The 23990-nt window shown below is 72.1% G+C and carries 19 protein-coding genes and 1 pseudogene; 11 read left to right on the forward strand and 9 right to left on the reverse strand.

Annotation, left to right across the window (positions count from 1 at the left end):
* Positions 1-55 precede the first annotated feature (55 nt).
* From ABGB21_RS16365 to ABGB21_RS16380, 4 genes and pseudogenes are all read right to left on the reverse strand, one after another.
* Positions 56-649 carry a hypothetical protein gene (locus ABGB21_RS16365; RefSeq protein ID WP_347678397.1) on the reverse strand — a complete coding sequence of 198 codons (594 nt, stop codon included), beginning with the start codon at positions 647-649 and terminating at the stop codon, positions 56-58.
* Between the two features lie 30 nt (positions 650-679).
* Complete coding sequence (locus ABGB21_RS16370) at positions 680-1270, reverse strand: DNA-3-methyladenine glycosylase I (RefSeq protein WP_347678399.1); 591 nt, start codon at positions 1268-1270, stop codon at positions 680-682.
* A gap of 154 nt (positions 1271-1424) precedes the next feature.
* Positions 1425-1958, reverse strand: a complete 534-nt coding sequence (locus ABGB21_RS16375) for an SRPBCC family protein (RefSeq protein WP_347651788.1) — start codon at positions 1956-1958, stop codon at positions 1425-1427.
* A 704-nt stretch (positions 1959-2662) separates the two neighbouring features.
* Positions 2663-3010 (reverse strand): annotated as a pseudogene (locus ABGB21_RS16380) (DivIVA domain-containing protein); the annotation flags it as partial.
* A gap of 172 nt (positions 3011-3182) precedes the next feature.
* Here ABGB21_RS16380 and folP point away from each other — a divergent pair.
* The gene (folP, locus tag ABGB21_RS16385) at positions 3183-4052 is read left to right on the forward strand and encodes a dihydropteroate synthase (protein WP_347651789.1); all 870 of its coding nucleotides are present in this window, start codon (positions 3183-3185) and stop codon (positions 4050-4052) included.
* A 211-nt stretch (positions 4053-4263) separates the two neighbouring features.
* Here folP and ABGB21_RS16390 read toward each other — a convergent pair whose 3' ends face one another.
* Complete coding sequence (locus ABGB21_RS16390; RefSeq protein WP_347678401.1) at positions 4264-4644, reverse strand: NADH-quinone oxidoreductase subunit A; 381 nt, start codon at positions 4642-4644, stop codon at positions 4264-4266.
* Positions 4645-4993: 349 nt separating this feature from the next.
* Here ABGB21_RS16390 and ABGB21_RS16395 point away from each other — a divergent pair, with 349 nt between their 5' ends.
* From ABGB21_RS16395 to ABGB21_RS16410, 4 genes are all read left to right on the forward strand, one after another.
* Positions 4994-6841 (forward strand): 2-oxoacid:acceptor oxidoreductase subunit alpha, encoded by a 1848-nt coding sequence (locus tag ABGB21_RS16395; protein WP_347678403.1) that lies wholly within the window; start codon positions 4994-4996, stop codon positions 6839-6841.
* Positions 6834-7868 carry a 2-oxoacid:ferredoxin oxidoreductase subunit beta gene (locus tag ABGB21_RS16400; RefSeq protein ID WP_347651792.1) on the forward strand — a complete coding sequence of 345 codons (1035 nt, stop codon included), beginning with the start codon at positions 6834-6836 and terminating at the stop codon, positions 7866-7868. The genes ABGB21_RS16395 and ABGB21_RS16400 overlap by 8 nt, the downstream gene beginning before the upstream one ends.
* 178 nt (positions 7869-8046) lie before the next feature.
* A complete protein-coding gene (locus ABGB21_RS16405; protein WP_347651793.1) occupies positions 8047-8706 on the forward strand; it encodes a helix-turn-helix domain-containing protein in 660 nt (219 codons plus the stop codon).
* Positions 8707-8836: 130 nt separating this feature from the next.
* Complete coding sequence (locus ABGB21_RS16410; RefSeq protein WP_347678405.1) at positions 8837-10552, forward strand: hypothetical protein; 1716 nt, start codon at positions 8837-8839, stop codon at positions 10550-10552.
* A gap of 104 nt (positions 10553-10656) precedes the next feature.
* On the opposite strand, the gene ABGB21_RS16415 is transcribed toward ABGB21_RS16410, so the two are convergent.
* A complete protein-coding gene (locus tag ABGB21_RS16415) occupies positions 10657-11679 on the reverse strand; it encodes a potassium channel family protein (RefSeq protein ID WP_347651795.1) in 1023 nt (340 codons plus the stop codon).
* Between the two features lie 259 nt (positions 11680-11938).
* Between ABGB21_RS16415 and ABGB21_RS16420 the strand changes: the two genes are divergently transcribed.
* From ABGB21_RS16420 to ABGB21_RS16430, 3 genes are all read left to right on the forward strand, one after another.
* The gene (locus ABGB21_RS16420; RefSeq protein WP_347651796.1) at positions 11939-12184 is read left to right on the forward strand and encodes a hypothetical protein; all 246 of its coding nucleotides are present in this window, start codon (positions 11939-11941) and stop codon (positions 12182-12184) included.
* 172 nt (positions 12185-12356) lie between these two features.
* Complete coding sequence (locus tag ABGB21_RS16425; RefSeq protein ID WP_347678407.1) at positions 12357-14075, forward strand: family 10 glycosylhydrolase; 1719 nt, start codon at positions 12357-12359, stop codon at positions 14073-14075.
* Positions 14076-14257: 182 nt separating this feature from the next.
* Positions 14258-14785 carry a MarR family transcriptional regulator gene (locus ABGB21_RS16430; RefSeq protein ID WP_347651798.1) on the forward strand — a complete coding sequence of 176 codons (528 nt, stop codon included), beginning with the start codon at positions 14258-14260 and terminating at the stop codon, positions 14783-14785.
* Between the two features lie 52 nt (positions 14786-14837).
* Here the strand turns inward: ABGB21_RS16430 and ABGB21_RS16435 are convergent, their stop codons facing one another.
* A complete protein-coding gene (locus ABGB21_RS16435; protein ID WP_347678409.1) occupies positions 14838-17141 on the reverse strand; it encodes an LLM class flavin-dependent oxidoreductase in 2304 nt (767 codons plus the stop codon).
* A 286-nt stretch (positions 17142-17427) separates the two neighbouring features.
* Between ABGB21_RS16435 and ABGB21_RS16440 the strand changes: the two genes are divergently transcribed.
* Positions 17428-17973: a phospholipase gene (locus ABGB21_RS16440; protein WP_347651800.1), complete on the forward strand. Its 546-nt coding sequence runs from the start codon at positions 17428-17430 to the stop codon at positions 17971-17973.
* A gap of 156 nt (positions 17974-18129) precedes the next feature.
* On the opposite strand, the gene ABGB21_RS16445 is transcribed toward ABGB21_RS16440, so the two are convergent.
* Together ABGB21_RS16445 and ABGB21_RS16450 are read right to left on the reverse strand one after the other, a co-directional pair.
* Positions 18130-20952, reverse strand: coding sequence for an adenylate/guanylate cyclase domain-containing protein (locus ABGB21_RS16445; protein ID WP_347651801.1), 2823 nt, complete (start codon positions 20950-20952; stop codon positions 18130-18132).
* Positions 20953-21151: 199 nt separating this feature from the next.
* A complete protein-coding gene (locus ABGB21_RS16450) occupies positions 21152-21367 on the reverse strand; it encodes a zinc ribbon domain-containing protein (protein ID WP_347651802.1) in 216 nt (71 codons plus the stop codon).
* A 56-nt stretch (positions 21368-21423) separates the two neighbouring features.
* Here ABGB21_RS16450 and ABGB21_RS16455 point away from each other — a divergent pair, with 56 nt between their 5' ends.
* Both ABGB21_RS16455 and ABGB21_RS16460 read left to right on the forward strand, forming a co-directional pair.
* Positions 21424-22866 (forward strand): lytic murein transglycosylase, encoded by a 1443-nt coding sequence (locus ABGB21_RS16455; protein WP_347678411.1) that lies wholly within the window; start codon positions 21424-21426, stop codon positions 22864-22866.
* 72 nt (positions 22867-22938) lie between these two features.
* Positions 22939-23976, forward strand: coding sequence for a GNAT family N-acetyltransferase (locus ABGB21_RS16460; RefSeq protein WP_347651970.1), 1038 nt, complete (start codon positions 22939-22941; stop codon positions 23974-23976).
* Positions 23977-23990 lie beyond the last annotated feature (14 nt).

A 23990-nucleotide genomic window follows, 5' to 3' on the forward strand; every position in this document is an offset into this window, starting at 1 on the left:
TCGGCTATCCGACAATCGGCCGGGCGGGGTCAGTCGTGACCGGACCCGGCCCGGCTCAGTCGTCCTCCTCCGGGTCCTGGTTCGCCTCGACCCCGAGCACGTACGCCCGCATCGCGAGTTCGTCGTCGGCCGGCGACACGAAGGTGGGCAGTTCCCGGGGGCCCAGCTCCTGCAGGTACGACCAGAAGACCCGAACCGCCTCCGCCGACGAGGCCGCCTCGATCGGCATGTGCAGGCTGACCAGCCAGTCCCGTCGTACCGGGGTTGGCCCGACCCGCCCGGCCAGTTCGCGGTAGAGCGCCGGGTCGACGGGGGTGACCGGGCCGTCGAGAGTGAGCCGGTCGGCCGGCACCGGCGCGTCGAAGACCTGCCGGGTGTACGTCACCGCGAGCACGCCCGTCTCCACCGGGCCCGCCTGCGGATCGTCCGGGTCACGGTCAACGGCGCCGGTGGTACCGGCCACCCGGCCGAGCGCGACCACCAGTGGCGGCTGCTCGTCGCGAACCACCAGCACGGGGTCACCGGGACCGGGGCGGAGACCACCGTTGCGGCCGGTCAGCTCCAGGGTGTCGTGGTGGAAGAGCCGCTCGGTCTCGTACCGCTCGCCGGGGATGACCACCGCCCAGGCCCCGACACTCCGCCCGCTCACACCAGCTCCCTGCTCCGCACGCTCATCCTGTCATCCCATCACGGCGACGGCCGGCGGCTTCACGTGGCAGCCGTCGAGATGGTCGTCGACCATCCCGGTCGCCTGCATCAACGCGTACGCGGTGGTCGGGCCGACGAACCGGAAACCCCGCTTCTTGAGCGCCCGCGCCAGCGCGGTCGACTCGGGGGTGACGGCAGGCACCTCGGCGGCCGACCGGGGCCGGGACCGCCGGGTGGTGGGCGCGAAGGACCAGAGCAGGGTCGCCAGCCCGTCCGGCAGGTCCAGGGCGGCCCGGGCGTTGAGGATCGCCGCCTCGATCTTGGCCCGGTTCCGGACGATGCCGGCGTCGGAGAGCAGCCGGGTCACGTCCGACTCGCCGTATCCGGCGACGGTCGCCAGGTCGAAGTTGGCGAAGGCGGCCCGGAACGCCGGCCGCTTGCGGAGGATGGTCAGCCAGGAGAGCCCCGACTGGAACGCCTCCAGGGTCAGCCGTTCGTAGAGTGCGTCGTCGCCGTGCAGCGGCCGACCCCACTCCTCGTCGTGGTAGGTCGCGTAGTCCGGGGTGCTCGCGCCCCACCGGCAGCGGCCCAGGCCGTCCGCGCCGATCACCAGATCCGTCACGTGCTCAACGGTAACCAGCCGGCCACCCGGCCGCCGGTCACGGCTGCCGGTGGCGCTGTCGCCGGCCCTCCTCCGCCGCCGGTCATGGCAGTCGGCGGTCCGCACCACCCGCCGCCGGTCATGGCAGTCGGCGGTCCGCACCACCCGCCGCCGGTCATGGCAGTCGGCCACGCTCCACCAGGCGGGCGAACCGCTTCAGCGCCTGGGTGAGGCCGACCTTCGACCCCGGCCAGAGCACCGGCCAGGCGATCCGGCCGGCGGGACCGCCCGGCAGGTGGAACCACTCGTGCCAGACCACCTGGGTACGGTCCCGGTCCATCTGGGTGCAGCGCAGCACCCCCGGCCCCCGCAGCAGCCGACCGCAGTGCACCACCCGCACCTCGTACGGCGGGTCGTGTCGGACAACCCGCATCTCGTCGCGCAGCACCGCCGGACCGACGGTGGTGACCGCCTCGACCAGGCTGCCCTCGCCACCGTCACCCTCGACCAGGCGGACCCGGGTGAACGGAATCCACTCACCCTGCCGTTCCCACGCGGTCAACGCGGCGAAGACCCGGGCGGCCGGGGCGGCGACGATGACGGTGGCGGTGACCTCGCCGGCGCCGGGCTGGGCCGCCGCGCCGCAGTCGTCACCGCCTCCGGCGTCAGGATCTCCGGTCTCCGGCCCGGTACGGTCTCCGGCGCTCACGTCCGCTCCGGACGACCCACCGCTCCGCCCGCCTCCGTCGGTCGGCCGTCCTCCGCCGCTGCCGTCGTCTTCGCCGCTGCCGTCGTTGCCGTCGTCTCCGCCGCGTCGGCTGCTCCCGCCGGCGGCTTTTCCTCCACCGGTTCAGCCGTTCCGTCCGGCGCCGTCGCCGTGGATGCCGACGTCTCCGCCGCTCCAGTCGGCTCCGCCGCCGTCGTCGTCGCCGTGCCAGACGTCCCGGTCGATCCGGGCCTCTCCGGCGCTCCCGGGACGATCCGTCGGGTCGGCCCGGCCAGGTCACCGTCCTCGGCTTCGATCACCGAGCCACCGGCCCGCACCGGCCGGGTCGGCTGCGACGGGTCATCGGCCGCGGTTCCGGCCTCGGGCGCCCCCACGGGGCGGGTCGGCCCGGCCAGTTCGTCGTCCGCCCGGCTGTCCCCGGGGCGGTTGTCGCCGGCATCGCCGGCCTCCCCGGCTGTCGGCCCGCCCGGCTGTTCGCCCCGGCCGGTCGACTCGGGCCTGCCGTACAGCGCGGCCGCGTCGACCGGACCGTTCGACGCGGGAGCGGTCGAACCTGGCGCGGTCGACACCGGAGCGGCCGCCGGGGGCACACCGGGTCCGCCGCCCGGACCGGCCGGCAACACGACCGGGCCGGAATCCGTCAGGACGTCGGTGGCGACGCCCCCACCGGCCGGCACGAGTGCCGCCTCCCGGGCCCGCCGCAGCGTGTCGGCCTCGCTGATCCGCCCCGCCCGCAGTGCGTCGACCTCGGCCTGCAGAACGCCGATCAACTCGTCCTTGTAGCCGATGTCGTACGCCGCCCGGCGCAGCGCCTGGTCAACCTGGCCCATCCGGTATCCGCGCAGCGCCGTGTCGAAGCGCACCCCGCCGACGTCGGACTCCTGCAGTGGCCGGTTCCCGGGCAGCGGCACCGCCCGGCCGTCCGGTTCCGCGTCGGCGAGTCCCGGGTCGGAACCGGTCACCAGCACCGTCACACCGAAGACCACCGCCGCGACGGTCAACGCCACGACCAAGAGGAGCAGTACCTGACCCATCCGCCGATCGTGGCATGACTGCGCGGCGTGGGCGACCCCGCCACCCCGCCGATTCTTCGACAGCCGTCACCGTTCGGGTCGGCGCCCACCCGGCCGCGCCGCCCAACCGCCGTACGACCAGCACCGCGGACTACCGTCACCAGGGCAGCGGAGCGACCTGTGGGAGTGGTGGATGGCGGACACGCTCAGGCTCGGCCGACGCGGTTTCGGACCCGGGGACCTCGTCGTGATGGCGATCGTGAACCGTACCCCCGACTCGTTCTTCGATCGCGGCGCGACGTACGCGGCGGACAACGCGCTGCGCGCCGTCGAGCGGGCGGTCACCGAGGGCGCGGAGATCATCGACATCGGCGGGGTCAAGGCCGGTCCCGGCGACGAGGTCGACGTGGCCGAGGAGATCCGCCGTACGGTGGAGATCATCGCCGCCGTCCGGGCCGCCTTCCCCGACGTGGTCATCTCGATCGACACCTGGCGGGCCCCGGTCGCGGTCGAGGCGGTGGCCGCCGGCGCGGACCTGCTCAACGACACCTGGTCGGGCGCGGACCCGGCACTCGCCGAGGTCGCCGCCGCCACCGGCGTCGGGCTGGTCTGCTCGCACGCCGGCGGGTTGGCCCCCCGGACCCGCCCACACCGGGCGGCCTTCGACGACGTGGTCGACGACGTGGTCGGGACGGTGACCGGGCTCGCCGACCGCGCGGTCCGGCTCGGGGTACGCCCCGACGGCATCCTGATCGACCCCGCGCACGACTTCGGCAAGAACACCCGGCACTCGCTGGAGGTCACCCGGCGGCTGGGCGAACTGGCCGGAACCGGCTGGCCGGTGCTGGTGGCGCTCTCCAACAAGGATTTCATCGGGGAGACGCTCGACCTGCCGGTCGGGGAACGGCTGGAGGGGACCCTGGCCGCCACCGCCGTCTCCGCCTGGCTCGGGGCGCGGGTCTTCCGGGCCCACCAGGTCCGGCCGACCCGGCGGGTGCTGGACATGGTCGCCTCGATCCGGGGCGACCGGCCGCCGACGGTGACCCGCCGCGGTCTCGCCTGACCGTCCCGACGCGGCGTGCGGCACGGCTGGGGCCGGGTGACCCGCCGCGGTCTCGCCTGACCGTCCCGACGCGGCGTGCGGCACGGCTGGGGCCGGGTGACCCGCGACGGGATCAAGCCTGACCGCCCAGAGCGGGACACCCGGCCCCAGCCCTCGGCCCGACCACGACGGACCCCCGACCACGACGGACCCGCGCCCAAGACGGACCGGCTCAGTGGGTCCAGCGGAGGATGTTCCTGCGCCAGGCGTAGAGGATGCCGAGGGCGAGTACGCCGACGAAGACCGCCATCTCGACCACGGTCGTGACACCGAACCCGGGCCGGTCGAACACCACCGCCCACGGGAAGAGGAACACCGCCTCGACCGCGAAGAGCACGTAGAGGTAGGCGTAGACGTAGTAGCGGATCTGCATCTGCGCCCAGTCGCTGCCGACCGGGTCGAGGCCGCACTCGTAACTGGCCCGTTTCCCGGGCGGGTCGGCGGGTCGGGCCGGGCGGAGCAGCCGGTTGGCGGAGAACGCCCCGACGAAGACCAGCACGCTGGCGAGCAGCAGCAGCCCGAGCGTCGCGTACGACCCCAGGTATCCGGCCATGTCGGTAGCCTACCGGCCGGTCTGGACCCGGCACCGCCTCGCCGCCGCCTTCTGTCCGGTTTCCGCCTGACAGATTCGCGCGTCACGAGTTCGGTGATCTGGATTACCACGCGACATTCCGGGAGGGACGAATGCGTGCCAATGCCCCCACGACCTCATCCCAACCGCCGGACCTTGGGTCAGGATGAGGTAACGATCGACGTAGGCTCAGGTGGTAGGACTGGAGCGGGCCCGGCCCCCACCACCGTCAACCCGCGACCGGCGCTCAAGGAGGACATGTGACCGAGCAAGGCGAGGTCACCCCGGAGCTCAGCCCGCCCGACCGGGCCGAGCGAAGCGAGGTGCGACAGTGAGCAAGCAGGTCCGGCAACTGGACCGGGTCGTCATCCGGTTCGCCGGTGACTCCGGCGACGGTATGCAGCTCACCGGGGACCGATTCACGTCGGAGACCGCCCAGTTGGGCAACGACATCTCCACGCTGCCCAACTTCCCCGCCGAGATCCGCGCCCCTGCCGGCACCCTGCCCGGGGTGTCGAGCTTCCAGGTGCATTTCGCGGACTACGACATCCTCACCCCGGGCGACGCGCCGAACGTGCTGGTCGCGATGAACCCGGCCGCGCTCAAGGCCAACCTGGCCGACCTGCCGCGCGGCGCCGACATCATCGTCAACACCGACGAGTTCACCCGGCGCAACCTGGCCAAGGTCGGCTACCAGGTCAGCCCGCTGGACGACGGTTCGCTGGACGGCTACGCGCTGCACCCGGTCGGGTTGACCTCGATGACCGTACGGGCCCTCGCCGAGTACGACGTCTCGAAGAAGGACGCCGAGCGGGCCAAGAACATGTTCGCGCTCGGTCTGCTCTCCTGGATGTACTCCCGGCCGTACGAGTCGACGATCCGCTTCCTGGAGCGCAAGTTCGCGACCCGGCCGGAGCTGGTCGCGGCGAACACCGCCGCCTTCAAGGCCGGCTGGAACTTCGGCGAGACGACCGAGGACTTCGCGGTCCGGTACGAGGTCAAGCCGGCCAAGATGCCGCCGGGAACGTACCGCAACATCACCGGCAACGCGGCACTGTCACTCGGTCTCGTCGCCGCCGGGGTCCGGTCCGGGCTGCCGGTCTTCCTCGGCGCGTACCCGATCACCCCGGCCTCGGACATCCTGCACGAGCTGAGCAAGCACAAGCGGTTCGGCGTCACCACGGTGCAGGCCGAGGACGAGATCGCGGCGATCGGCGCGGCACTCGGCGCGTCGTACGGCGGGGCGCTCGGGGTGACCACCACCTCGGGTCCCGGTGTGGCGCTGAAGGGCGAGACGATCTCGCTGGCGGTGGCGCTGGAGCTGCCGCTGGTCATCGTCGACGTGCAGCGGGCCGGACCGTCCACCGGCATGCCGACCAAGACCGAGCAGGCCGACCTGAACATGGCCCTGTTCGGCCGGCACGGCGAGGCGCCGGTCGCGGTGATCGCGCCCCGGTCGCCGTCCGACTGCTTCTACGCCGCCCTGGAGGCGGCCCGGATCGCGCTGACCCATCGCACGCCGGTGATCCTGCTGTCGGACAACTACGTGGCCAACGGCTCCGAGCCGTGGCTGCTGCCGGACGTCGACTCCCTGCCCGACCTGCGGGTGGAGTTCGCCAGCGCGCCGAACGGCGAGGACGGCACGACGTTCCTGCCGTACCTGCGGGACCCGGAGACGTTGGCCCGGCCGTGGGCGATCCCGGGCACCCCGGGGCTGGAGCACCGGATCGGCGGTCTGGAGAAGGCCGACAAGACCGGCGACATCTCGTACGACCCGGCGAACCACGACTTCATGGTCCGGACCCGGGCGGCCCGGATCGAGGCGGTCCAGGTGCCGGACGTCGAGGTGGAGGACCCGGACGGCGACGCCCGGGTGCTGGTCCTCGGCTGGGGTTCGACGTACGGGCCGATCGGCGCGGCCTGCCGTGGGTTGCGGCAGCGCGGGCTGCCGGTGGCCCAGGCGCACCTGCGGCACCTGGCGCCGCTGCCGGCCAACCTCGGCGAGGTGCTGGCCCGCTACGAGCGGGTGGTGATCCCCGAGATGAACCTCGGCCAGCTCGCCCACGTGGTCCGGGCCCGTTACCTGGTCGACGCGATCAGCTACAACCAGGTCCGGGGGCTGCCGTTCACCGCCACCGAGCTGGAGACCATGCTGGAAGAGGTCGTGAAGAATGCCTGAGCCCGTCGCCGTCAAGCTCACCGCGAAGGACTTCAAGTCCGACCAGGAGGTGCGCTGGTGCCCCGGCTGTGGCGACTACGCGATCCTGGCCGCGGTGCAGTCGTTCATGCCCGAGCTGCAGATCCCCCGGGAGCGGATCGTCTTCGTCTCCGGCATCGGCTGCTCGTCGCGGTTCCCGTACTACATGAACACGTACGGGCTGCACTCGATCCACGGGCGGGCGCCGGCGATCGCGACCGGGCTGTCGGTCTCCCGGCCGGACCTGTCGGTCTGGGTGGTGACCGGTGACGGTGACGCGCTGTCGATCGGCGGCAACCACCTGATCCACGCCCTGCGCCGCAACGTCAACCTGAAGATCCTGCTCTTCAACAACCGGATCTACGGGCTGACCAAGGGGCAGTACTCGCCCACCTCCGAGGTCGGCAAGATCACCAAGTCGACGCCGGTCGGTTCGGCGGACTCGCCGTTCAACCCGCTGTCGCTGGCGCTGGGCGCGGAGGCGAGCTTCGTGGCCCGCACCATCGACTCGGACCGCAAGCACCTGCAGTCGGTGCTGCGGGCCGCCGCCGAGCACCAGGGTTCGGCGTTCGTGGAGATCTACCAGAACTGCAACATCTTCAACGACGGTGCCTTCGACGAGCTGAAGGAGCCGGCGACCCGGGACGACTACCTGATCCGGCTGGAGCACGGCCAGCCGATCACGTTCGGCGCGGAGGGGCAGTTCTGCGTGGTGCACCCGCCAGGCGGCTTCGGCCTGGAGGTACGCCGTACCGCGGACGTACCGGCCGGGGAGATCGTGGTGCACGACGCGACGGTGGCCGAGCCGGCGTACGCGTTCGCGCTGTCCCGGCTACCGGGCTTCGCGCTGCGCAACACCCCGATCGGGATCTTCCGGAACGTCGACCGCCCCACCTACGACAGCGTGGTGCAGGGGCAGTTGGAGTCGGCCCGGGCGGAGGCCACCGGCACGCCGGAGGAACAGCTCGCCGGGCTGCTCAGCAGTGGTGACACCTGGACGATCCTGTAGTCCGGTGCCCATCTGTTCGCACGCCGTCGGCCGGCCCGTCACCTCTGGTGGCGCGCCGGCCGTCGCCGGGTCCGGGCACGCCGGCGACCGGCGCGCCGTGGACGTGCGGGGAGCGGACCGTGTCTGGAGCGACGGACCCGGCCGGCGGACCGGTCTGACCGGCGCCCGGGAGCGCTAGGTGTCGCCGCGTTCCGAGCGGACCAACCGCGAGCTGCGCCGGACGTCGCAGGAACGGATCCTGGCCGCCGCGTTGGAGGTCTTCGCCGAACAGGGCTACGAGAACGCGACGATCTCGCAGATCACCGAGCGGGCGGCGGTGTCCCGCGGCCTGATCTCCTACTACTTCGCCACCAAGCGGGAGCTGTTGCGGGCGATCCTCGGCCGGTGGCTGGACGGCATGCTGACCATGCTGGACGACCAGTCCGTGGACGTCCCGCCGGACGACCTGTTGGCGACCGTCATCGACCGTGCGCTGCTCGGGGCGAGCCACCAGCTCGGCACCCAGCGACTGGTGCTCTGTCTGATGCTGCAGCCCGGTACCCGGCCGGTGTACGCCCAGGTGGAGCGGGACCGGGCGGAGGCGGTGCGGGCGTTCGAGGACCGGCTCCGGGAGATCTTCGCGGCCCGGGGGGCAGTCGATCCGGCGGTGGAGGAGGCGCTGCTGCGCAGTCTCCTCGAAGGGGTGCTGTTCAAACTCGCGGTGTACGAGCAGAGCTATCCGCTGGCGGCGGTCCGCTCCCGGCTCTACGCCCTGTACGACCTCGGTACGCCTGCCCCGCTGCCGCTGCCGGCGGACGTCTTCGAACGCGACGGCCGGCTGCGCGCACCGCTGGACTGAGCCGCGCGGCCGGCCGCGACGGCACCGGCGACACCCATTGACACCACCTGATCTTGCTTCCTACGCTGGTGGCTCGTGTACTGGATGGCCGTCCAGTCAATGGTTTTTCCAAGGGGAGGACAGAACCGTCATGCCAAGAAGATGGGGCGTACCCCGTCCGTCAGCGGACACCGCCCGACTACCTGCGCCAACCGCCCGGTCCCGCCGAGCCCGCGCCGCCGTTTTGGCGGTCGCGGCCGGCCTGGTCGGCACGCTTGTCGTCGCCGCGCCCGGGCTCGCCATACCGCCGACACCGGACGTGCCGATCGGCGAGGAACCACCGCCGCCACCGCCCACCCGACCAGCTCTGATACCGGCCCCCGGCACGCTGGAAAAGCTGGCCGAACTCGCCGAGCCGATGGCCTGTCGGAGTGACAACGGGCCGGTCGCGCCCTGGCAGGGCACCGCCGGGGTGACACCGCAGCCACAGCAACGGGTGGTCCGGATCGTCATCGTCGGCGACTCGTACATGTCCGGCGAGGGCGCTGGTGACTACCTGAACAAGCGGGGCATAATTCCGCCGCCGTACGTCCGCGGGCCCGTCAACGCCGCACCGTTGCCGGCGCCCGGCTACACCCAGGAGGACTACGACGCGGACTGGCGGCACCGCTCCCGGCACGCCGCCGCCCTGCTCGCGATCGACGAACTGCGCAAGGCGAACCCGGACGTGGTCTTCGACGTCGTCTTCAACGCCTCCTCCGGTGCGGAGACCAAGCACTTCTGGACCGCGCAGTCGGACGAGGGCCGCAACAACCCACCGCAGAACGCCGGCATCAACAACCAGACGAACCTGGTGGTCGTCGGGATGGGCGGCAACGACGCCGGCTTCGGTCCGCTGGTCGACTACGCCCTGCGTAACAACAACCAGGCCGGCCTGCAGAGCCTGGCGACCCAACGGACGGCGTTGCTGAACCCGCGGGCCGACGACGTCGAGTGGGCCGACGCCAACTCGGCCCAGCCGGCCAGCCTGGTCTCCCGCTACATCAAGATGGTCCGGGCCATCCACGCCCAGGGTCCGAACACCCGGGTCATGATGGTCACCTACCCGCAGGGGCTGACCCGCAGGGACGTCGCCGACGGGGTCATGGGCATGTTGCTCGCGGGCTACGAGTACGAGGTGCTGGTCAAGCTCGCCCCGCAGATCTCGGACGCGATCCGCCGGGCCCAGCAGATCCTGACCAGCAAGGGCGTCCAGGTCGACCTGCTCGACATCCGCAACGCGTTCGCCGGACACACGCTCGGCACCGACGACCCCTGGGTCAACGGGCTGGTCTGGCAGACGGGGAACGGATCGCTGTTCAACCGGTTCCAGCAGACGGCGCATCCGAACCGCCGGGGCACCCAGGCGCTCTCCGCGCACTACGCCAAGATGATCGCGACCGAACTCGGCGTACGGCCGCCGCCGGCCGGGGCCCGCCCCAACGGCGGCGTGACCCAACCCTGCCTGCCGGGCCTGCCGCCGCCGTCGACCGGTGGCAGTGGCGGCGGCGGCACCGGCAGTGGTGGCGGCGGTGGAAGCCCCGGAACCCCGCCCGGCGGCGGTACCCCGCCCGGCGGGAACTACCCGGACCTACCGCCGCCCGGCGGCGATCCGGACGACGGCGACTCCGGGGACAACGGCTGGGGTGACCTCGACCCGATCGCCCCGACCGACCCGCAGGACCCGTACATCCCGGACGGGCTGGAGGGGCCCTTCCCAACCCTCCCCACCAACCCCGACTACGGGGACGGGAACGGCGGTGAGCCCCCGATGGACGCACCGCTGCCGGACGCGAACGTCAACTACGGGCCCGGCTGGCGGAACTGAGTGTGTCGAGGCGGTGTCCGGCTCCGGCCGGGCGCCGCCTCCCGCTCTCCGGACACCGTCCGGCCGCCGCGCCGGTGGACCCGTCCGGTACGTACCGCGCCGGCTCAGCGGTTCTGGTCGCCGTTGCCGTTGCGGACCCGGTCGTCGCGGACGTACACCAGCATGTCGCCCGTCTCGATCGCGGTCGCCGCCTGGTCGGCGAGCGACACCACCTTGCCGCGCCGGACCAGCGCGATGACCAGCGCGTCGAGTTGCCGTGGTGAGGCACCGACCTCGTCCCGGGTGGCCGAGCGCATGGCCAGCGCCATGCCCTGGCCGGGGGTCAGCAGGTCCTCCACCACGTCGATCAGTGGTGGGGCCGAGGTGGAGACGCCGAGCAGTCGTCCGGCGGTCGCCGAGGAGACGATGACGTGGTGGGCGCCGCTCTGCCGCAGCAGTGGCGCGTTCTCCGCCTCCCGGGCGGCCGCGATGATCCGGACCTGACCGGCGGTGAGCTGCCGTACGGTGAGGGTCACCAGGACGGAGACCTCGTCGCTGTCGGTCGCGATGATGACCGACTTGGCGCCCCTGACGTGTGCCTCGTTGAGCACCGCGGACCGGGTGGCGTTCCCCTCGACCACGACCAACCCGGCCGAGGTGGCCTGCCGGACCGCCGCCGGGTTGCGCTCGACGACGATGATCCGCTGCTTGTCGAAACCCGTCTCGAGCAGGGCGGAGATGGCGCTGCGGCCCTTGGTGCCGTAGCCGCAGATAATGACGTGGTCCTTCACGGTCCTCCTCCACCGCGTCAAGCGGAGGTTGGTGCGGTACTGCTCGGTCAGGACTTCCAGCGTGGTGCCGACCAGGATGATCAGGAAGAGCACCCGGGCCGGGGTGACCACGAGTACGTTGATCAGCCGGGCGTTCTGGGTCACCGGGGTGATGTCGCCGTAGCCGGTGGTGGAGAGCGACACCACGGTGTAGTAGAAGCAGTCGAGGAGGTTGAGCTCGTCCTCGTTGACGTCGCGGTAGCCGTCCCGGTCGAGGTAGACCACGGCGACGATGAGCAGCACGAGGCCGATCGCCGCGAACAGCCGCCGGCTCAACGCCCGCAGTGGTCCCTGGGAGATGGCGGGAAAATGGATCACTCGCTACCCCGCCTCATCGCGCCCCCCGCCCGCACGCCCACAACATAGCCCGGATCATCCCACCGATCGGGCGGTCGGACCGGACCGGGGCGACGCTTCGTGGTGCGGCTTTCGCCGGTTGCGGTGCATCGGCGGCAAATTTTGCTTAGATGGATTGCGCTGGGTGCCGCCGGATATGCAGGCTGTCACCGCAGATGCGGCCACCCCGCGATCGACCCTCCCGACACCCGCCCGTCTCCCCCGCTCGCCTGGAGGTGCCGTGACGACGCTGCCCGCCGTTCCCGACCTGGCCCCGGGAACCGTACTCGAGTTGCGTGAAGAGGACTGGCGGTACGGCGCCCGCCCGTTGCGGCTGCGGGTCGGGGAGGTCCGACACGACCTCTCGCACTACTACCAGGACGAGTGGATCTGGCTCGTCGGCGAGGATCTCGACGAGAGCGGTACGCCACGGGGGCGGATCGAGGCACTGGTGAAGGTCACCGCGCTGGCGGCCCACGTCGGTTAGGACGTCCGGCCTCCCGTCGGTCGGGGACGTCGACAGGCGTCGACCGCTTGACGGCGCGCCAAGGGTGTGAAAATTTCCTCCCAGCGGCTCTGTGGTGTTGGCAGTAACCGCCGACATCCGGGTCGCCGTGCCCCCACACCCCCGAGACGGATCCCACCGAAGGGACCACCGCATGAAGCCACATCGGCTCCGTGCCGGGCTGGCGATAGCGCTGCTCGGTACCCTCGCCACCGGCTCCCCCGCGAACGCGTCCCCGGCCGCCGGCCGGACCCCCACCCCCGCCACCGCCGGTCACACCGCATCCGCCGGTCACACCGCATCCGCCCCCGGCACCACGACGACCGTCGGTGCCGGCGGCTGCCCGACGAACCCGGCCACCCCCAAGCGCCAGTTCCGGGCTATGTGGATCGCCAGCGTGGTCAACATCGACTGGCCGACGAAGGCGTCGTACAGCGCGCCGGACCGGATCGCGGCACAGAAGGCGGAGTACGCCGGCTGGCTCGACCTGGCCCAGCGACTCCACCACAACGCGGTGGTGGTGCAGGTCCGCCCGACCGCCGACGCCTTCTGGCCGTCGCCGTACGAGCCGTGGTCGGAGTACCTGACCGGGGTACGCGGCCAGGATCCCGGCTGGGATCCGCTCGGCTACCTGGTGGACGAGGCGCACAAACGGAACCTGGAGTTCCACGCCTGGTTCAACCCGTACCGGATCTCCATGCCGGACGGGGCCGGCGCCGACGTCGACAAGCTGGCCCCCGGGCACCCGGTCCGCGAACACCCGGACTGGGCGGTCGCCTACCCGGTCAACGCCGCCGGCTCCCGGCTCTATTACAACCCGGGCATTCCCGAGGTACGCCGGTTCGTGCAGAACGCGATGATGGACGCGGTCACCCGGTACGACATCGACGGGGTGCACTTCGACGACTACTTCTACCCGTACCCGGCGGCCGGGCAGGACTTCGCCGACCAGGCCACCTTCGAGACGTACGGGGCCGGCTTCGCCAGCAGGGCCGACTGGCGGCGGCACAACATCGACCTGCTCGTCCGGGAGATGGGTCAGCGGATCAAGGCCGCCAAGCCGTGGGTGAAGTTCGGGGTGAGCCCGTTCGGCATCTGGCGCAACCGGGCCGCCGACCCGCTCGGCTCGGAGACCAACGGCACCCAGTCGTACGACGCCAACTTCGCCGACACCCGCAGGTGGGTGAAGGAGGAGTGGATCGACTACATCGTGCCGCAGGTCTACTGGAACATCGGGCTGGCCGTGGCCGACTACGCCAAGCTCGTCCCGTGGTGGGCCGACGTGGTGGCCGGCACCGACGTACAGCTCTACATCGGACAGGCCGACTACAAGATCGGCGACCCGGCCCAACCGGCGGCGTGGCAGGACCCGGCGGAGATGTCCCGGCACCTGACCCTGAACCGGGAGCACCCGGAGGTGGCCGGAAACGTGCACTTCAGCGCGGTTCAGGTCCGGGCCGACCGGCTCGGCGCCACCACCCGCTACGCCGCCGACCACTACTCCCGGCCGGCGCTGGTGCCGACCATGCCGCACCTGCGGGCCAAGCCGCTGATGTTCCCGGTGCCGACCGGGGCGACGCGGCAGCCAGACGGGGTCGAACTGCGCTGGCGGCAGCCCGTCGACGGGATCGGGCCGTTCGGTACGGCCGCCTCGTACGCGGTCTACCGGTTCGACGGGCTCAGTCTGCCCGGCGAGTGCGGTTTCGCCGACGCCGGTCACCTGATCGGCACGGTCCGGGCCACCGACGGCGCGGTGCGCTCGTACCTGGACCAGACGGCGGAGCCGGGCCGGCGCTACAGCTACTACGTGACCGCGGTGGACCGGTTGGGCAACGAGAGCCCGCCCAGCCCGCCGCAGTTCGTGCTCCGCTGACCCGGTCCTCCCGACCGGCAGCAGACCCGGGGATCTCCCCGACGGCCGGTCCACGCGTCCGCCCTCCCGGCGGTACGCGGGACCGTCGTCGGGGAGATCCCGGCGTCGACACCGGCCGCAGCCCGAAAGCGTTGTCCGTCAACCCATCTTCTGACCAACATATTGCCTGCTAGGGTTGACACATGTCCGCCGTCGACCCCTGCGACCTGCCGGCCGACCGCAGTCGCGGGTCCCACTTCGGCTGGTCGCTCGGCATGGTGCTGCGCCGCTGGACGGAGTACGTCGAGGAGACGCTGAAGGACCTGCCGCACGGCAGCCGGGGCTACCACATCCTCGCCGTGGTCGTACACGAGGAGGTGCCGACCCAGGGTGCCCTGGCGTCCCGCCTGGCGATCGACCGCAGTGTGCTCACGTACGTGATCGACGACCTGGAGAACGCCGGGCTGATCGAGCGGCGGTTGGATCCGCGCGACCGGCGCGCCCGGCGGATCGTCGCCACCGAACGGGGGCGGCAGGTGCTCGCCGACGCCGAGCGGCGGGTCGCGCACGCCGAGGACCTCGTCCTGGGCGGGCTGCCCGCAGAGCAGCGGGCCGCCTTCCGCGAGTCCGCCGAGCGGGCCGCGGAGGCGATCCATGCCGCCGCCCCCGGCACCGACCCCTGTGTCGCGGTGCAGGACGTCCTCTCCGCGACGGACCAGCCGAGGCGCTAGCCCCGACCCGGTCGGCCGCCCGCGCAGCTCCGCGCCCGGGGCCGGGGCCTGCTCAGCCGTTGGTCTCCTTCCCGGTCCGTCGAGCGTCGAGGGCCGGCGGGACGGGGAAGTTGCGGTTGAAAACGTTGTCCGGGTCGTACGTGGCCTTGACCGCCCGCAGCCGACTCAGGGTGGGCTCCGGGAAGGCGTCCAGCAGCCGCTCCGGTGCGGTGTCGGCCTCGAAGCTGAGGTACATGCCGTCGAGGTAGGGGTACAGCTCCGCCCAGTGCTTGTCGAGTTGCCGGCGGCGGTCCGGGACGGTGGCGGCGAGCACCGAGAAGTTCTGCTTTCGGTGCGGGTACGCGGTGGCGTCGCGGGCGATGTCGTTCACCGCGCCGCCGACGGAGCGAAACTGCATGATCATCACATCGCCGGACCGGATCATGGTGGCCATCACGTCGGCCGCCTCCGGGGTGATGTGGTGCAACAGGCCGCTGTGGCTGTCCACCAGCCCCTGGCCCCGGTGCTGGTTGCCGGGCGGCGCCACGATCGCCGGGTACGGCACCAGTTGGGCCTGCTGGTCGAGGACCGGCCCGATCTCCAGGAACGGGCTCAACGCCGACTGCGCCGCCTCGACGTCGTCACCGGCGTAGACCAGGGTGACCTGGGCCATCGGCGGGTTGCCCCGTCGGTTCGGGAACAGGGAGAGGAAGCTGGTGATCTCCCTCGGTGCCTGCTCGACCAGCCGGCCCCAGCGGTGGAGCAGGCCGGCGGTGTCGGTCGCGTCGACGACAAGCTGGGCGTGGACGACGTCACCGACCTCGTACGCCTCCAGTTCCAGGGCGGTGACCACCCCGACGTTGCCGCCGGCGCCCCGGACCGCCCAGAACAGGTCGGGGTGGTGGCGCTCGTCGACCCGGAGCAGCCGGCCGTCCGCGGTGACGATCTCGGCGGCGACGACGTGGTCGATGGTCAGGCCGTACCGACGGACCAGGTAGCCGATGCCGGCGGTGGTGGCGAGACCACCGACACCCACGTCGCCGTAGTCGCCGGAGCTCATCGCCAGGCCGTACGGGGCGAGCGCCCGGGCGACGTGGCCCCAGCGGGCACCCGGCTCCAGGCGGATCCGACGGGTGGCCTGGTCGAGCACCTCGACCCTGTCCATCCGGGACAGGTCGATGACGATTCCGCCGTCGTTCGTGGACCGGCCGCTGATGCCGTGCCCGCCGCTGCGTACCGAGAGCGGGACGTCCTGGGTCCGGGCGTAGGTCACCGCGTCGACCACCTCGGCGGCGTCGCGTGGCCGGATCACCAGGGCCGGTGATCCCGACCAGCTGTAGGAGTGCCGCACCTGTTCGTACTCCCGGTCGCCGGGCTCGACGGAGCCGGCCGCCAGCGACGCGGGCAGGGCGTCGTAGTCGACGCCGGATCGACGCTCGGCCAGGGCGACGGCCGACCGGACCGGGCCGGTCGTGGTCTCGCTCTGCCGACGCTCCCGGGCGACGGCCTCCCGCAGCGCGGGGGCGATCTCCTGTCCGAAGGTCTGGATGAGGCGTGGGTCGTCGCGACCGATCAGGAAGGCGCTGAAGCCCTCCTCGAGGACCAGCGGGAGGAGCTGGTCGACCCACTGCCCGGGCGGACCCTGCAGGAAGCCGCGGTCATCGGCCGACACGTCGACCTGGAACAGGTTGAGCAGTCGGCGGATCTGTCGCGGGTCGCGGCCGGCCTCGACCGCCGCCTCGTCGATGAGCCGGTTGGCGGTGACCCGGTCCGGCGACCGCAGATACTCCAGGGTCGGCAGCCAGCCGTCCGCCTCCTGACCGGTCAGGGCCAACATCCGGGGCTGGTACGCGCCGAGCCAGATGTTGATGTCGTGTGCCGGCGCCGGGCCACGTCGCATGCCCGGGACCGGGTAGTACGGCCCCTCCCGGCGCAGCGGTCCCGAGGCGGTCTCGTCCCAGACGCCGCGCAGGATGCCGATCGCCTCGCGCAGCGCCGCGACGCCCTGCCCCGCGGTCAGTCGACGTCCACCCATGCCCTCGACCCCGTCCCAGAACGCGCCGGCGCCGAGCCCGAGCTCGAACCGGCCGTGGGAGAGCCGGTCCAGGCTCGCCGCGGCCCGGGCCAGCACGGCCGGCGGGCGCAGTGGCAGGTTCAGCACGTTCGCGGAGACCCGCAGCCGCTCCGTACGGGCGGCGACCCAGCTCAGCAGCGTCCAGGTGTCGAGGAACCCGGAGTTGTACGGATGGTCCTGGAAGGTGGCGAGGTCCAGGCCCGCCGCCTCGGTCAGTTCAGCCAACGCCACCACCCGGTCGGGGTCGTGGGCGTCCGGCGTGAGGAATGTCCCGAACAGGAGCTCGTGGCCGTAATCGGGCATTTCTTGCACTCCACCTCGTGATCGTTGATCGAACAGCAAGTCTAGTTAGCAGAACTTTTGTAGGCCAACATATCTTCCCGCCGATCCACGGCGCCCGACGACGGCCATCGGCATCCCGGAGATTTCGCCTGTTTTCACGCCAGTCAACGAAAATAAAGGTCGGGTAGAGATCGCCGGGCGACGATTCCCCGAGACTGTTGCCACCTGGATCACCTGACCGGTGACAGCTCCGTCCCCCGCTCCAGGCACCCCCACGAGGGCTGCCCCTGCACCCGGAGGTACCCCCATGCCCCGTCGCCTGCTCACCACCCTGGCGGCCAGCGCGATCGCCGTACTCGCGGTGGTCGGCGTCTCCACACCCGCCGCCGCCGTCACCCAACAGCAGAAGCTCTCCGTCCTGTCCAGCTGGACCCAGACCAGCGCCAGCAGCTACAACGCCTGGAACGCGGCCCGCACCAACCAGGCACCCTGGGCCGAGTACGCCTTCAACTGGACCACCGACTACTGCTCGTCGAGCCCGGACAACCCCCTCGGCTTCACCTTCGAACTCTCCTGCTACCGGCACGACTTCGGCTACCGCAACTACAAGGCGATGAGCCAGTTCGAGGCCAACAAGAACCGGCTGGACGACGCCTTCTACGAGGACCTGAAGCGGGTCTGCGCGACGTACAACTCGTTCGTCCGACCGGCCTGCCTCGCCCTGGCCTGGACCTACTACCAGGCGGTCCGGCAGTTCGGCTCGGTGGTCATCAGCCAGGCGGACCTGGACCGGGCCGCGAAGCTCAAGGCCGACGGCGAGCGCCGGGCCGCGGCGGCGGCCGCCGCCCGCTGATCCGGCGCACACCCCACGCCCACCACGAAGCACCTCCGGCTCGGGGTCGACGTCGTCCGGCGTCGACCCCGAGCCGCCTGCCGGCGACGGAGACCGTCCAGCGGTCAGTGGACGAGATGGGTCAACCGGGGTGCCCCGGTCGCGGAACCGACCGTCCTACACCTCGTCGTCGACGCTCTCCCGGGGACGGAGCCGCTGTCGGGGCGGATCGACGGCGGAGAACCGGGTCGAGTTGGCGGAGAGATCCGGGTGCTCGACCTCCAGGGCGATCGCCGCCGCCTCCTCCAGGGACAGGTCGGCCCCGGCCGCGTACGCGGCGTCGAACGCCGCGTCCCCCATGATCGACCGCAGCGCGGCCTGCTCCTGCAGCCAGTACGCCCCGAAGGTGCCCGGCCCGCAGTGCATCACCGACCGGGTCAACTGGGCGGCGCCGAACAACCGGGCCGCGGCACGGTGTTCCCCGCCCCCGGCACAGCGGACCGCGATCGCGTTGACCGTGTCGCAGGCCCGCGCCAGATAGCCGTAGCTCATCCGGGACCGCAACGCGACCACCAGGTGGTCGTGCGCGGCGACCAGGTCACCCCGGGCCAACGCCACCATGCCGAGCAGCATGTCGACCTGACGTTTGCCGCGCTCGGTCGGCTGGGCCGCCTCGATCGGCCGGGCCGCCCCGAGCAGTTCGGCCGCCTCGTCCAGGGCCCGCCGACGCCAGAGCAGCTCGGCCAGGCTGTAGACGGCGAGCAGCGCGTCGCCGGGCACCCCCTCCGCCTCGGCCTGCGCGATCACCTCCCGGCAGACCCGTTCGGCCTCGGCGAGCTGCCCCATGTCGATCAGCGGGGCGGCCCGGCCGGCGAGTACCCGGACCAGCAGGCCGGCGTCGCCGGCCTGCCGGGCGGCCGACTCGGCCCGCTGGGAGAACCGCAGCTCCTCGGCGAACTCACCGTCCGCGCCGGCATGCTGCGAGTGCATGTGGTACGCCGCCGCCAGCTCCGCCTCCGGGAGCTGCTCACCGGTCTCGGCGATCCGGCCGTAGAGCCGGAACAGCCAGAGCCGACCCTCCCGGGCCAGCCCGCGTTCCCGCCACCACTCGTCCAGCCCACTGGCCAGTTGCAGCCCCTGCCCGGCGCTGCCGCCGGTGACCGTCCAGCGCAGTGCGGCCCGCAACTCGTCCGCGAGCGGGTCGAGCGCGTACAGCGAGAGGGTCACCGGTCGCTCGTCCGGGCCGAGGTACGCCCGCTGCAACGCGTGCAGCGACCACTCGACGTGCCGGTCCCGGGCGGTCTGCTCCTCCCCCGCGTCGACCAGCCGACGGGCGGCGTACGCCCGGATCGGGTCCAGCATCCGGTAGGTGCTGCCGGAGACGTTCGGCTCCGCCTGGATCATCGACTTGTCGACCAGGACCGAGAGCGGGTCGAGCGGGTCGTCGTCGAGCAGCCACTCCACGGTGGCCAGGTCGACCGGTCCGGCGAAGACCGCCAGCCACCGCAGCAGCCGGGCCGCCCGGGGCCCGAGCGTCCGGTACGACCAGGTGACCGTCGCCTGCATCGTGACGTGCCGCTGGGTCGCCGTACGCTGCGCGGCGCGGGCCGCCGCCGGTGGCGCGGCGCCGAGGGCGGCGGCGGCCAGGTCCACGGTGTCCGCCTGGTTGGCGACCCAGCGGCCGTTGCCGGCCGGTACCGCCTCCACGTCGTCCCGCCCGGCGTCCAGCGCCCCGAGTACGTCGTCCAGCCGTTCGGCGAGCTGGCTGGCGCTCAGCACCCGCAGTCGGGCGGCGGCGAGTTCGATCGCCAGCGGCAGGCCGTCCAGCCGGGTGACCACCCGTTGCAGGTCGGCCGACTCGGCGGGGCCGGCCCGCCGACCGCCCCGGGCCGCCGTGGTCCGGTCGAGCAGCAGGGTGACCGCCTCACTCGGGCCGCCGCCGGGGGCCGGGTCGACCGAGAGCGGCGGGATCCGCCAGACGACCTCGCCGGGCAGCCCCAGCGACTCGCGGCTGGTGGCGAGGACGCGTACCCCGCTGCCGCCGGCGAGCAGCCGTGAGATCACCTCGGCGCAGGCGCTGGGCTGGGCGTCGCAGGTGTCCAGAACGACCAGCATCCGTCGGGAGGCGGCGAACTCGACCAGGGTCTCCAGCATCGGCCGACCCGGTTCGGGGCGCAGCCCGAGCACGGCGGCGACCGCGAACGCGACCAGGCCCGGGTCGGTGACCGTGGCGATGTCGACGAACCAGACCCCGTCCGGGTGGGACTCGACCACGCCGGCGGCCAGTTCGACGGCGAGCCGGGTCTTGCCGGCGCCGCCCGCCCCGACCACGGTGACCAGCCGGTGGTCGCTGATCAGCCGGTCCAGTTCGGCCCGTTCCGCCTTCCGGCCGACAAACGAGGTGACCTGGGTCGGCAGGTTGTGCGGGATCGCGTCGGCGGTACGCGGGCGGGGGAACTGCCGTTCCAGCCCGGGGGCGACCAGTTGGAAGAGCCGCTCCCGGTCGTCGAAGCCCCGCAGCCGGTGCAGCCCGAGGTCGAGCAGGGAGGCGCCGGGCGGCAGCGGTGCGGCGTGCCGGGCGGTCGCTCCGGAGCAGAGCACCTGGCCGCCGTGGGCGGCGGCGGCGATCCGGGCCGCCCGGTGCACCTCGGCGCTGGCGTACTCACCGGCGAGAGGTTCGGCGTGTCCGGTGTGCAGTCCCATCCGTACCCGGGGGGTGGCCTCCGGGGTCGGCCAGTCGTGGCTGTTCAGGGCACGTTGGGCGGCGAGCGAGGCGTCGAGGGCGGCCGAGGCGTCGGCGAAGGCGACAAAAAACGAGTCGCCCTCGGTGAACAGTTCGGTCCCGTCGCTGGCCGCCAGCGTCGCCCGGAGCAGACGCCGGTGCTCGCTGAGCACGGGGCGATAGCCGGCGCCGAGCATCTGGGCCAGCCGGGTGGAGCCCTCGATGTCGGTGAACATGAACGTCACCAGCCCACTCGGCAGGTGGATCCGTGCTGACATGCCTGGAACCTCCCGCCCCCTGGAAGTCGCGTTCATGCTTCCGCATATTTACGCCTCGGCCCATCGTAGGAACGGACGGGCGACGCCGTACCAAGGTGCCAACCGCCAACTGCGCCACGAAACCGACATCACGGTCGCGAGGAACACTCATCGTCCGGTGGGGAGGGGGCCCGACCCGGACCGTCGGCGGCCGGCGCGCTCAGCAGCCGCAGGCTCCGCCGCAGCAGCCACCACCAGCGGGTACGGCCGGTGCCGCAGCCGAACCGCCACGGCCGGTGATCGCGACCGTCGACAGTAGCTTGACCGTGTCGTCGTGGCCCTGCGGACAGGACGCGGGTGCCGAGGACTCGACCATCGGCCGGTTCATCTCGAACGTGTCGCCGCAGGCGCGGCAGCGGAACTCGTACCGGGGCATGTCACCAGGGTACGACCAGAACTGACGTTCGTCGGTCGATGGGTAATACTCGACGGGTGGCGGACCCTGCGGAGACCTCGACCACCCGACCCCTACGCCCCGCCGCGCCCGCGATGGCCGGGCCGCTGGCCAGTTCGGGTGCCGCTCCGGACTCGGCGTTCGAGCTGGAGCCCCGGGTTCTGCCCCGCCCCCGGAGCGCGCCGGAGGAGACCACCGTCGTCGCTGCCCCGGGCGCCGCCGTGACCGACACCGAACCGGCGGCCGCCCCCGAACTCCCGGCCGACCCGGAGACGAAGGCCGACACCGAACCGGAAGCCGACCCGGAGACGAAGGCCGACACCGAACCGGAAACCGACCCGGAGACGAAGGCCGCGACCGAACCGGAAACCGACGGCGGCCCGACGGCCGCCCCGGAGGCGAAGCCCGAGACGGCCGCCACGGAGACGAAGCCCGAGACGGAGACGAAGGACGGCGACCGGGACGACAAGAGCGCTGGCGGGTCGAACGGAGGTGGCTCCGGATCGGCGACCACCCAGACCGTCATCGACCTCGACACCCCGGCGGTCGGCCGGGCCGGGGGCAACCGGCGGATCCGGGTGCCGTTCGCCCACGCCGTACGCCGGTGGCCGTCCCCGCGCGCGGCGGCGGTCGGCGGCGCACGGGCGGTACGGGCCTGGTCCCGGCGCCCCAGTGGCCGGCTGACCCTGCCCGCCCTGCTGCTGCTCGCCCTGGTCGCGGGAACCGGCACGGCGGGGGCGCTGCTGGTACCGGCCGCCGGAGGTGCTCCGCAGGCGGCGGACCCGACGGCCGAACCCGCGTCCGCCACGCCATCGGTCACCGCGACGACCGTCGCGCCCGGAGGCGGCCTGCCGGTGGCTCCGTCCACCCCACCGCCGACCCTGCAGGTCCCCTGGGTCGGTGACGGCGGCTCGACCCAGCTGTTGAGCGGGTGGGCCGCCCAGGTGGGCAGCCGGGTGGGCATTCCGGCCGTGGCGATGCAGGCGTACGGTGCCGCCGAACTGCGGCTCAACCAGTCGAACCCGGGTTGCCAGCTGCGCTGGACCACGCTGGCCGCGATCGGTTTCGTGGAGTCCGCGCACGGCCGGGTCAACGGGTCCGAACTCGACGCCAACGGCGTGGCCCAGCCGAAGATCATCGGACTTCCGCTGGACGGCGGCCCCGGTCGCCAACGGATCACGGACACCGACGACGGCGAGCTCGACGACGACAAGACCTACGACCGGGCGGTCGGCCCGATGCAGTTCATCCCGACCACCTGGGCCGAGGACGGGGCGGACGGCGACAACGACAACACCCGGAACCCTCAGGACATCGACGACGCGGCCCTGGCGGCCGGTAACTATCTGTGCAAGAACGGCCGCAACCTGTCCCTTCCGACGGACTGGTGGAACGCCATCCTTTCCTACAATGACGTGCGGCCATATGCCCAATCGGTGTTCGACAAAGCCAACGAGTACGGCCTGGCCAGCAAAACTTAGCGTAATGGCCCCCGTACATTGAAGAACTGGGCACTTTCGCCGGGCTGCGGTTGACGGCAAGCTAGACGGGTGATGGTGCGCGAGTGGGATCCCCGGACCGCTCCAACCGCGGAGATCGAGTCGTTCCTGGACGCGATCAACGCGGTTTTCGCGGCCGACCTACCAGACGACCCGCTGTGGGAAAACGGCATGCTCCGGGAGTACCTCAGCGAGGTGATGCCCGGTGAACGCCGGATCTCCTGGATCATTCAGGAGGATCCGACGGAGGACGGTCGCCCCGGCCGCATCATCGGTCACACCCACGTGCTGCTACTGGGTGACATCGGCGTGCTGGAGGTGCTGGTCCACCCGGCCGCCCGGCGCGGCGGCCTGGGCCGCAAACTGATCGCCACCGCGGCCCGCCGTACCTATCAGGAGGGTTTCCGCTTCATGGGGGTCGAGGTCGTCGGCGGCACCCCGGCGGTCGGCTTCTACGAGGCGCTCGGCTTCGGCCAGGAGTACGCCGAGACCCGCAGTGTGCTCCGACTCAACACGGTGGACTGGAACGCGCTGGCCCGGATGTCGCAGGGCATCGACCCCGGCTACCGCCTGGAGTTCTGCCCGGGCGGCCCACCGGAGGAGCTGATCGAGGCGTACGCGATGGCCAAGGCCGAGGCCCGGGTCGACGACGGTGACCTGGAGCTGCGGCCGAGCTCGTACGACCCGCAGCGGCTGCGGGACAGTCTGGGCTGCCTGCACCGGCGCGGCATGAAGCCGTACATCGTGCTGGCGATCGAGGAGAAGACCGGCGTGGTGGCCGGGTTGACCGAGGTGGTCGTGCCGGCCCAGCACCCGACCCGGGCCGACCAGTACGACACCATCGTCGGCCAGGCCCACCACGGTCGCGGCATCGACCGGGCGATGAAGGCCCGGATGCTCTTCGAGCTGCGGTCCGCCGAGCCGAAGCTCGCCGAGGTGCAGACCTGGAACGCGCAGAGCAACGAGACGATGCGGGCGGTCAACGCCGATCTGGGCTTCCAGGCCGACCGGCAGTGGCTCGAGTACGGCGTCGACGTGGCCGAGCTGGTGCACCGGCTGGACGCCGCCAACCAGGCGAGGTCGACCGACTGACCCGCACCCGGCCA

Origin of the sequence: Plantactinospora sp. B24E8, assembly GCF_039871735.1 — a bacterium.
GTDB lineage: Bacteria > Actinomycetota > Actinomycetes > Mycobacteriales > Micromonosporaceae > Plantactinospora.